This is a genomic window from Ruegeria sp. BH8 (assembly GCF_056538065.1).
In genome coordinates this window covers 23,517-33,062 of record NZ_JBQFSP010000023.1, presented here as the reverse complement: position 1 = coordinate 33,062, position 9,546 = coordinate 23,517, and the positions used below count along the sequence as shown (strand labels likewise).

9 protein-coding genes are annotated in these 9,546 nt (G+C 58.7%); 2 read left to right on the top strand and 7 right to left on the bottom strand.

Annotation, left to right across the window (positions count from 1 at the left end; translation table 11 throughout):
* Nucleotides 1-138: 138 nt before the first annotated feature.
* Nucleotides 139-501 carry a cupin domain-containing protein gene (locus ACR0AD_RS19970; RefSeq protein ID WP_480484893.1) on the top strand — a complete coding sequence of 121 codons (363 nt, stop codon included), beginning with the start codon at nt 139-141 and terminating at the stop codon, nt 499-501.
* A gap of 32 nt (nt 502-533) precedes the next feature.
* Here ACR0AD_RS19970 and ACR0AD_RS19965 read toward each other — a convergent pair whose 3' ends face one another.
* From ACR0AD_RS19965 to ACR0AD_RS19940, 6 genes are all read right to left on the bottom strand, one after another.
* Nucleotides 534-1,466, bottom strand: a complete 933-nt coding sequence (locus ACR0AD_RS19965) for a hypothetical protein (protein WP_480489261.1) — start codon at nt 1,464-1,466, stop codon at nt 534-536.
* Between the two features lie 7 nt (nt 1,467-1,473).
* Entirely contained in the window at nt 1,474-2,787 is a 1,314-nt protein-coding gene (locus ACR0AD_RS19960; protein WP_480489259.1) for a TRAP transporter large permease, read from the bottom strand.
* Nucleotides 2,788-2,791: 4 nt separating this feature from the next.
* A complete protein-coding gene (locus tag ACR0AD_RS19955; RefSeq protein WP_480489257.1) occupies nt 2,792-3,325 on the bottom strand; it encodes a TRAP transporter small permease in 534 nt (177 codons plus the stop codon).
* A gap of 70 nt (nt 3,326-3,395) precedes the next feature.
* Nucleotides 3,396-4,373 (bottom strand): TRAP transporter substrate-binding protein, encoded by a 978-nt coding sequence (locus tag ACR0AD_RS19950; protein WP_480489255.1) that lies wholly within the window; start codon nt 4,371-4,373, stop codon nt 3,396-3,398.
* 54 nt (nt 4,374-4,427) lie between these two features.
* The gene (locus ACR0AD_RS19945; protein ID WP_480489253.1) at nt 4,428-5,678 is read right to left on the bottom strand and encodes an NAD(P)/FAD-dependent oxidoreductase; all 1,251 of its coding nucleotides are present in this window, start codon (nt 5,676-5,678) and stop codon (nt 4,428-4,430) included.
* Nucleotides 5,675-6,808 carry an enolase C-terminal domain-like protein gene (locus tag ACR0AD_RS19940; protein WP_480489251.1) on the bottom strand — a complete coding sequence of 378 codons (1,134 nt, stop codon included), beginning with the start codon at nt 6,806-6,808 and terminating at the stop codon, nt 5,675-5,677. The genes ACR0AD_RS19945 and ACR0AD_RS19940 overlap by 4 nt, the downstream gene beginning before the upstream one ends.
* Before the next feature lie 97 nt (nt 6,809-6,905).
* Here ACR0AD_RS19940 and ACR0AD_RS19935 point away from each other — a divergent pair, with 97 nt between their 5' ends.
* Entirely contained in the window at nt 6,906-7,826 is a 921-nt protein-coding gene (locus ACR0AD_RS19935) for a LysR family transcriptional regulator (protein WP_480484886.1), read from the top strand.
* Here the strand turns inward: ACR0AD_RS19935 and ACR0AD_RS19930 are convergent.
* On the bottom strand, nt 7,787-9,481 hold the full coding sequence (locus ACR0AD_RS19930; protein ID WP_480489249.1) for a thiamine pyrophosphate-binding protein: 1,695 nt from the start codon (nt 9,479-9,481) through the stop codon (nt 7,787-7,789). The genes ACR0AD_RS19935 and ACR0AD_RS19930 overlap by 40 nt on opposite strands.
* Nucleotides 9,482-9,546 lie beyond the last annotated feature (65 nt).

Below are 9,546 nucleotides of genomic sequence, written 5' to 3'. Positions count from 1 at the left end.
CGGCAAAACGCTCCGGCCACCCGTCCCATAATCGCCCTCAGCGAAGGCAACGACCCCCGCATCACAAAAGGGGCCATCAACGCGCAGAGGGGGGTCGTGCTGTTTTGAAACACACGCTCAGCAGGAGGGTATGATGTCATGACATCTCAGGTTCTCAATCTCTTCGGTGCGCCCGCAACACGCAGCGAACGGCGTCTGGCCGATCTTCCGGGCCGCGTTGTCGAAGGCGATCCGCATCACCAGATCGGGATGCATTTTACCAGTCCGGATGGCAAGTTGTCGGCGGGCACATGGACCTCGACGCCCGGAAAATGGCATGCGTTCACGGACAAAGACGAATATTGCTATATTGTCAAAGGCCATTGCGCTTTGATCCACGAAGACGGCACCCGACAGGATTTTCGCGACGGGGCAAGTTTTCTGATCCCGAACGGGTTTCGCGGCTATTGGGAAGTCATTGAGGAAACGACGAAGCACTTTGTGATCCGGGATTGCACGTAAGACCCGCAAGGTGCTCCGAAGTGCAGATGCCGTTACGAGGGGTAGTTGTTCTTGCCATAAAGGCGCTGCATGATCATGGGCGTCAGGTACATCGGGATCTGATACGCGCCGATGAAGGCCATGATCGGGGCGGTGACATCGGGTGGCAGGGCGACAAAGAATATGGCGATGTTCCGGTTTCCCGCGATGATCGATATCGCGGTCGATTTGTCTGCGGGCAGCCGGTTTCGGCTCAGGTGAAATGCAACAGCTTGTGCCCCGAAATTGGCCAGACAGGCGAGCGCGATCCAGAAGGCTGCAATGGCTGGGTTGTTCAGGGCCGTGGCACTGACCGAAGGCATCAGCCCGATGACAAACACAGCCAAGGTAAGTGTTCCCAGCCCTTCCAAATTCAGCAGCGTCGCGGGTGAGGGTGCGCGCAGAACTGTGCGCCGGGTGATAATGGCAGCCCCGGTTGCAAGTACGATGGTCAGCAGCAATTGCAACCCGGCCTGCAAGACAGATTGAATATCCCCCAGTTCGGGCATGAGCAGAAATACGGGCAACGCGGTCAGCGGCAACAGGGCTGTACCCACTACCATCAGCCGCATCGCGTGTTCAGGCGGATGGCCCATCATCAGGCACATATTGGGACTGCCTGAAATGGACGGGGCCGAGGCCATGATCAGCAGGGACAAAAGGACAGGCGTTCCAGTCCATCCTCCCGCAAACCCGATGGCCAGCACGATCAGCGGTATCACGAATTGAAACCCGATGACTGTGAATGCAACCTTCTGCAGATCACTCAGCGACCCGAGAATGGTTTCCGGGTTCATCCTGAGGACCGTGACGAACAGCAACAACACGACCAGTGGCGGCAGAAGGTTTCGCATCGGCTCGGCCAGGGACGGCAGCAGAAGGCCAGCCGCCAGCCCGGCGATCAGTACATGAGGGCCATGGCGCGCCGCCAGATGAAGCGGGTTCAAGACCGTTCTACCCGCCCGGGCTTTGGCGCAGATTTTCCGGCAGCCAGGTCGCCAGATCCGGGAACCAGATGAGGATGAAAACCATCAATACCATGATCAGGAACATCGGGATCGCGGCGCGTGCGATGTAGCTCATCTCGTGGTTTGTCATGCCTTGCATCACGAACAGGTTGAACCCGATCGGCGGTGTGATCTGTGCCATCTCGACAACAACCACGATGAAGATGCCGAACCAGATCAGGTCGATCCCGGCGTCACGGATCATCGGTTCAACCACGGCCATGGTGAGCACGACCGAGGATATCCCGTCCAGAAAGCATCCCAGAATGATGTAGAAAACCAGCAACACCATCAGCAGCTCGAACCGAGTCAGGTCCCATCCTGCGATCAGGTCGGCCAGTCCGCGCGGCAGGCCGGTGAACCCCATCGACAGCGACAAAAAGGCCGCCCCCGCAAGGATCAGGGCGATCATCGCGCTGGTGCGCGTGGCCCCCATCAGGCTTTCGGTAAAGGTCTTCCAAGTCAGCGACCCTTGACCGGCGGCCAGCAAAAGCCCCCCGATCACGCCGAAAGCCGCGGCTTCGGTCGCGGTGGCATAGCCCAGATACATCGAGCCGATGACAACTGTGATCAGCAGGATCACAGGCAGCAGAAAGCGTGAGTTTTTGACTTTCTCGGAAAAGCTCAGCTTGCTTTCGTCATTCGGGTTCCAGTCCTTTCCCAGCTTGGAATACAGCGCGACATAGCCCATGAACATCGCCGCAAGAACAAGACCGGGGAGGATACCGGCAAAGAACAGCTTGGTGATCGATTCATTGATCGTCACCCCGTACACAATCAGGGTCAGCGAGGGCGGGATCATCAGCCCCAACGTCGCGGCACCGGTCAACGTGCCGATGATCATCCGTTCGGGGTAATTGCGTTTGCGCAACTCGGGGATCGACATCTTTCCGACGGTCGTCAGGGTTGCCGCCGATGACCCCGAGACAGCGGCAAAGACAGTACATCCAACGATATTCGTATGCACCAGACCACCGGGCAGGGGGGCCATCCAGGGCGACAGTCCCTTGAACATGTCCTCGGACAATCGCGTTCGGTACAGGATCTCGCCCATCCAGATGAACATCGGCAGGGCGGTCAGGGTCCACGAGGACGATGCCGACCAGATGGTCGTGATCATGACGTCACCCACGGGGCGTGTCGTGAACAGCTCCATCCCGACCCAGGCAACCCCCATCAGGGCCAGTCCGACCCACACACCGGTGCCCAACAGGGTAAAAAGCACAAAGAGGAAGAGGATGATAACGGCCAGGTTTTCCATGCGCTTACTCTCCGTGACTCTGATCGGCCAGATCGCGGATGATGCGATGTTCACCGCGGAACAGGACATGGATCAGATGATCCGTCAGGGCGATGGCAAGGATCACGGCACCGATCAGCATCGCCGATTGAGGGATCCAAAGGGCGGTTCTATCCTGCCCCTGGCTGACATCGTTGAATTTCCAGCTCCAGTAGACAAAGCGATAGGCATACCAGCAGAAATACCACATGACAGCCGTGCCAATGGCAAAGCACCAGACTTCAAGAATGCGCCGCACCCCGTCCGGCACTGCGTTCAGCAGGATCGATACACGGATGTGACTGCCCCGGTTCAGCGCGTTGGCAAAAGCCAGAAAAGAGGCGGCAGCCATCGCATAACCGGCATAATCCGGTGCGCCGGGAAACACTTCGCCGGTCCAGCGGGCCAGCATCTGCACTACGATCAGCAGCAATATGGCAATCAGGCTGAGTGCCGCCAGAACCCCTGCCGCCAGATAAATGAAATCCAATACGGACCGAAGCCCTCGCAAAACCGCCATGCCGTCCCCGCTGTGTTCTGATTGGATGTGAAACGGGCGGCAGGATATGCCACCGCCCGTTCCGAAAGGATTACTGCGACGAATTGAAGGCGTCGACGATGGCCTTGCCTTCGTCCCCAGCGGCCTCCAGCCATTCATTGGTCATGGTCACGCCAATCTCTTTCAATTCCTGCACCATCTGATCCGATGCCGGGCCGACGGTCATGCCGCCATCCCGCAGGCCTTGCAACGTAAAGCCGGTGTATTCCTTGGCGCGCCAGTTCCCGGCATATTCCGCCAGTTCCGCACAGCCTTTGATGACGTTCTTGTTGGCATCGGACACACCAGACCAGACGTCGGAATTGACCATCACGTAGTTGCGCGGCAGCCAGGCGTCGACCTCGTAGAAATAGTTCAGGCTTTCCCAAACCTTGCGGTCATATCCGGTCGAACCCGACGATATCATTGAATCCGCGACCCCGGTTGCAAAAGCCTGGCTGATTTCAGCCGCTTCGATGGTGACCGGCAGCATCCCGGTCAACTCGGCCAGCCGCGAAGTGGCGTTGTTGTACGAGCGGAACTTGATACCCTTCATCTCGGCGACCGAGTTCACCTCGTTTTTGAAATAAAGACCCTGCGGCGGCCACGGCACTGCATAAAGCAGTGTCAGGTTTTGTTCGGCCAGCAGGCCTTCGATCGAAGGTTTGGCCGCTTCCCAAAGCTTGGCGCTGTCGTCGAATGAAGTTGCAAGAAACGGGATGGAATCAAACCCGAACAATGCGTTTTCGTTCTGATGTCCGGACAGCAACCGCTCACCGATCGGGGCTTGTCCGGTCTGGATCGCGCGTTTGATGTCGGCGCCCTTGAACAGCGATCCGGACGGGTGCGTGACGATTTCGATCTCACCACCGGTGCCGGTGGTGACGCATTTGGCAAATTCCGCACCCGTGGCCGAGTGGAAGTTTGACGCCGAATAGGCCATCGGCATGTCCCATTTTTCGGCCATGGCGGGTGCAGCAGCGGTGGCAGTCAGCGCAGTTGCCGCCAGAAGGTTCGTCAGTTTCTTCATCATTCTTCTCCCTGTTGAATTTGGAAACACCGGCGTTTTTCACCGGTTTGTTTGTTATTTTGCGTATCGTGACGGCGCGTAGACGCTCATGTCGACATTTGGCGTTCTGCCCGCAATCATCTGCGCCAGAAGGCGCCCGGTTTTTGGCCCGCCTGTCAGGCCGATATGGTGATGCCCAAAGCCCATGTAGGCCCCTTTGATACCGGGCACATCGCCAATGACCGGGATCGAGTCAGCCGGGGCGGGCCTGTGCCCCATCCATTCCACTTCCTCCTTCCATGTCACGCCCGGGAACGCCACCCGGGCATTTTTGCGCATCAACTCGAATGGTGCGCGCGAGGGCGGCGCATCCAGCCCTCCGAACTCGACAATGCCCGCCAGGCGAATGCGCCCATCCATCGGTGTCGCAACGAACTTGCCCGAGACAACCATAACCGGGCTGCGCGGCATCGCGGAAGGCTCTACCAATTCAAGATGATAACCACGTTCGCTTTCAAGAGGAACAGAAACTCCCAAGCGCTTTGCCAATGGGCCCGACCAGATCCCGGCCGTCACGACGGCTGCGTCACAAGCAATTGTCTCGCCACCGGCCCGAACACCGGTGACATGTCCGTTTTCCCGAACCACATCTTCGACATTTGCGCGTATGAAGCGACCGCCGTTCGCCTCAACATGCGCGGCAAGGTCTTTCACGTACCGGCCGGGGTCGGTGATGTGGCCATGATCCGAAAGCCGGGCGGCAAATCCGATGCCCTGACTGTAAACCGGGTCATATTCATGGAAGGCGTGACCTTCCAATTCGTCCCACTGAAACCCGTTCCTGCGCCGGATATCCCAACCAAAGGCATCTTCCTCAAAATGTGCGCGATCCCTGTAAAGAAACAGGTAATCTGAAGGAACCAGCCACTTTTCCGCCCCCGTTCCGGCCGCCAGCGCCTTGTGATCATTCAGACTGTCGCCAACGATGGATGTCAGTGCTGCGGCGATCCTCTCGACGTCGGCGGCGTTTGCATGTCTGAGGTATTTCCAAAGCCACGGAAGAAGCTTTGGTAAATACCCCCATTTCAGGAACAACGGTTGCGAGGGGCTCATCAGCATCTTCGGTGCTTTTCCCAACAATCCGGGGACTGTTACCGGTACGATCGAACACGAGGCCAATACCCCGCCATTCCCGTGCGAGGTACCTTCGGCAGGGCCTGCCTTGTCGATCAGGATCACATTGTGACCATCCCGCTGCAGCCAAACCGCAGTCGAAACGCCGACAATTCCGGCCCCTATGATGGCTATGGTTTTCTTTTCCGTCATTCTGTCACCGCCTTGGCAACCGCATAATGATTCAGTTTGGTCAGATCGGGTCTTCCGCCAAGTCCGGGGCCTTGAGGCACGCAAACCTGACCGTCCTTGACCTGAAATGGCTGCTCCAGAATGTCCTCTTTCAGGAAATAGGACGCCTGATAAAACTCACAGCCCAGAGAGATTTCCGGTGTCGCGGCAATCATGTGCGTGCCCGCCAAATGGGCCAGGCCAGCCTCGAACATGTCACCTCCATAGGCCGTCAGGCCATGGGCCGCAGCGATGCGCGCAACCGTCTGCCCGCGGGTCGGGCCGCCTGACTTCATGATCTTCACCGAAACCCCGTCGCAGATCCCTTCGCGTGCCGCGCGCTCCATGTCTTCGGGGCCAAAGACGCTTTCGTCGGCCAGAAGGGGAACATCCGTCATCTGCCGCAGCTTTGCCATCATGCCAAACTGATGGGCGCGGACAGGTTGTTCAATGAAATCCGGTTTGAACTGAGCGACGTCCCGCACCTGCGATGGCGCATCATCAATGCTGAGCCCTTGATTATAGTCCACGCGGACCGAGAGCTCCGGGTAGTTCTGGGCAAGGTACTCCAGCCGCATGATGTCGAAGGCGTGATCCTTGAACCCGGTCTTGAGTTTGACAATCCGAACACCATCCTCACGCAGGCGTGCCAATAGTTCGATGTCCTGGGCAAAGTCGGGGTTTGCGATGGAACAACTCAGCGGAATGCTGTCGCGGAAGCGACCACCCAACAAGGACCAGACCGGAACATCGCTGATCCGGCCTGACAGATCCAACAGCGCGGTTTCCAGCGCGGCCTTGGCTTCGGTGCAATGTGCCACCGCGTAAGCCGCACGTGCCATGATTGCGGCCCGATCCCCAACGCATGCCCCAAGAACGTGAGGGCGCAGATAACGGTTCAGCGCCGCAAAACTCGCTTCGGGTGTTCCGGTGAATACCGACCAGGGCGACGCCTCGCCATACCCTTGGGTGCCATCCTCGGATGTCAGGCGCAGGATGACGACTTCGCAAACGCCTTCAACCGATCCGATGCCGTGATCCCGACGGGATGTGACCAGCAGTTCAAGGTGCCACAGGTCATAGCCGATGATTTTCTGTGCCAGATTGCTCATTTCGCCCCCTGTCGATGGGGAAAGCCTGCCTTGACCGGACTATCATTTCAAATACTATATTTTCGTAAGTTCATCAGAAAAAGTGATGAGATTATCGTTGTCCCTGCGCTTTCGCCAACTTCAGGCTTTTCATGCCATAATGGAAACCGGAACTGTGACCGGCGCGGCCTCGGTTCTTGGGATATCGCAACCCGGCATCAGCAACCTTCTGGCACAGCTTGAACGCGAAGCGCGTCTGCCTCTGTTTGAACGGACAAAAGGCCGATTGCTGCCAACCCCTGAGGCCGAGATGCTATTTCGCGAGGTCGACACGGTCGTGCGCGGGCTGGACCACGTGGCGCAGGCCGTGACCGATTTGCAAAACAAACATCCCGGACAGTTGCAGGTTGCCGCGCCGCACCTGTTGTCCTTTGGTTTCATGCCCCGCGAGATCGCGCGGTTTGCCAAAACGCGCCCCAACCTGTCTGTCAGCTTTCAGTCGCAATATTCATCCAAGATTCAGGAATGGGTCATCTCGGGCCTGTTTGAAATCGGTATTGTCGAGATGCCCATTCTGCATGACACACTGAACTATCAGGAGTTTCAGTTTGAAACGCTCGCGACTTTTCCTGAGGGCAGTCCCTTGGCCGAGCACGACGTTCTGACGCCAGAGATATTGGAAAACGAACCCTTCATCGTAATGGGGCCGGAACATCAGACCCATCGCCGGACCCGCGACATCTTTCAGACATCCGGTCACACATGGCGCACCCAGATACACACCCATCTTTCCGAAAACCTGCTGAGCTTTGTAAAACAGGGTATGGGGGTCGCGATGATCGACCCCTTTACCGTGACCTTTGACGACGAGAGCGGGTATCTGACCCGCCCATTTGCGCCGCCAGTCATGCTGGATCTTGCGATCATCACGGCAAAGGGACGCCCTCTGTCCACGATTGCGCAGGAATTTCTGGCCCAGTTGACCCCGTCAATTGCCGCTTACGCGACCCATTCCGAGACCGGTGCGGCCGCTTCGTGAAGCGGCTGTGAGTGAATGTCGACAAGTGTTGGGCCGTCATGCTCAATCGCCTGTTTCAGCACGCGCGTCAGATCCTCGGGGTCTTTGACGGTCCAGGATTTGACGCCAAAGGCCGCCGCAACAGCGGCGTGGTCTGTCCGGTTGAAATCAACATTGTAATAGCGCTGACCAAATCCCGCTTTCTGGCCAGCCTTGATCCATCCGAAGACTGAGTTCGAGAAGACGATCGAAGTGATTGGCATATTGTGCCGGACCATCGTTTCAAACTCGCCGCAGGTGAACCCGAACGAGCCATCGCCCATGACCGACAGGGTTTTAACCGATGGCCGCCCGACATGTGCCCCCATGGCCGCGCCCAGCGAATACCCCAGCGCCCCATGTGCCCGGTTGGTGATGAAATGGCGCCCCGGTTTCCGCCAGCGGTAATATGCGCTGAAATAGGGGCAGGGGGTGCCGGGGTCGGCGACGACAATCGCGTCGTCATCCAGAATGTCCATCAGGGACGCCATGACAGCCTCGGGCCGGATCGGTGTCTCGCGACTTGCGGCCAGGGGGGCGAACGCGGTCCTCTTGGCCTCCCATGCGGCGCGGGCCTTGGCTGTTCCGCCTTGGCTGGTCAGGCCCTGCCGGTCTTCCAGTGCTTGCGCCAAAGCCTCCAGCGCCAGCCGGGCATCGGCGCAGATCGCCACTTCGGTCTGGTAATTGGCGCCGATCACCATCGGATCGCTGTCGATATGGATGATCGTGGTGCTGCGCCCGGGGCTTCGCCACCGTTCCGTTGTGACCGAACCGGCGCGGCAGCCAATGAACAAAACGACATCGGCCTGGTCCACGACTGCGCGGGTTGCCGGGATGCCCCCGTTCGACCCGACAACGCCCAGGGCCAGCGGGTCGGTCTCGGCAATGGACCCCTGACCCGACACGGTTGTGGCCACGGGCATGTCCAGCAGGCCTGCAACCCGGCGCAGCGCATCGGTCGCCCGGGACAAGACCGGCCCGCCACCACAGACCGCAACCGCGGATTTGGCCCCTGCAAGAATGGCAGCCGCTGCTTCGATGGTGTCCGGGTCAGGTGCGGCCCGTTCAGCGGGATAGCTGCGGTGCCTGTCATCCGCCCAGATTTCAGCCTCGTCTACCTGCCCCTTCTGCGTGTCAAACGGCAGCGCCAGATGCGTCGCACCGGGCGTGCCGGTCGTCATCGCCCTGAAGGCGGCCCGAACCATGGCCGGAAGCCGCGCTGCGTCGTCGAGGGATGTGTTCCATTTGGCCAGAGGCCGGAACAGCGCAGGCTGATCCAGTTCGGTCAACGGGTATTTACCGCGGCTGGTCGTCGCCACATCCGACGTGATTGCCAATATCGGAACCGAGCTTTCGTTGGCCTCGACCACTCCGGGCAAGATATAGGTCGCACCACCGCCGGACGGGCCCTCGCACACGCCGGGCTTGCCGGTGACGCGGGCATAGCCATCCGCCATATAGGCCGCGTGCCTCTCGTCCCGTGTCAGGATGTGCTGAATGCCGTGATCCATCCGGGCAAGGGCATCATAAAAGGGTAAAGTGGTATCGCCGCACAGGCCAAACATATGCGTCACACCATGCGCTTCAAGCATACGCACCATAGCTTCGGCTCCGGTCAGAAAATTTGTCCCTGTCATGGTCGCGAGTCCCTTGTGTCAAACCTGTGCTCAGGACTGTATACAGTTTTGTATATTGATTTCAA

Excerpts from the sequence above, each read along its gene's own strand:
- ACR0AD_RS19970 (WP_480484893.1), top strand. The coding sequence starts at position 139 with ATGACATCTCAGGTTCTCAATCTCTTCGGTGCGCCCGCAACACGCAGC.
- ACR0AD_RS19960 (WP_480489259.1), bottom strand. The coding sequence starts at position 2,787 with ATGGAAAACCTGGCCGTTATCATCCTCTTCCTCTTTGTGCTTTTTACC.
- ACR0AD_RS19955 (WP_480489257.1), bottom strand. The coding sequence starts at position 3,325 with ATGGCGGTTTTGCGAGGGCTTCGGTCCGTATTGGATTTCATTTATCTG.
- ACR0AD_RS19950 (WP_480489255.1), bottom strand. The coding sequence starts at position 4,373 with ATGAAGAAACTGACGAACCTTCTGGCGGCAACTGCGCTGACTGCCACC.
- ACR0AD_RS19945 (WP_480489253.1), bottom strand. The coding sequence starts at position 5,678 with ATGACGGAAAAGAAAACCATAGCCATCATAGGGGCCGGAATTGTCGGC.
- ACR0AD_RS19940 (WP_480489251.1), bottom strand. The coding sequence starts at position 6,808 with ATGAGCAATCTGGCACAGAAAATCATCGGCTATGACCTGTGGCACCTT.
- ACR0AD_RS19930 (WP_480489249.1), bottom strand. The coding sequence starts at position 9,481 with ATGACAGGGACAAATTTTCTGACCGGAGCCGAAGCTATGGTGCGTATG.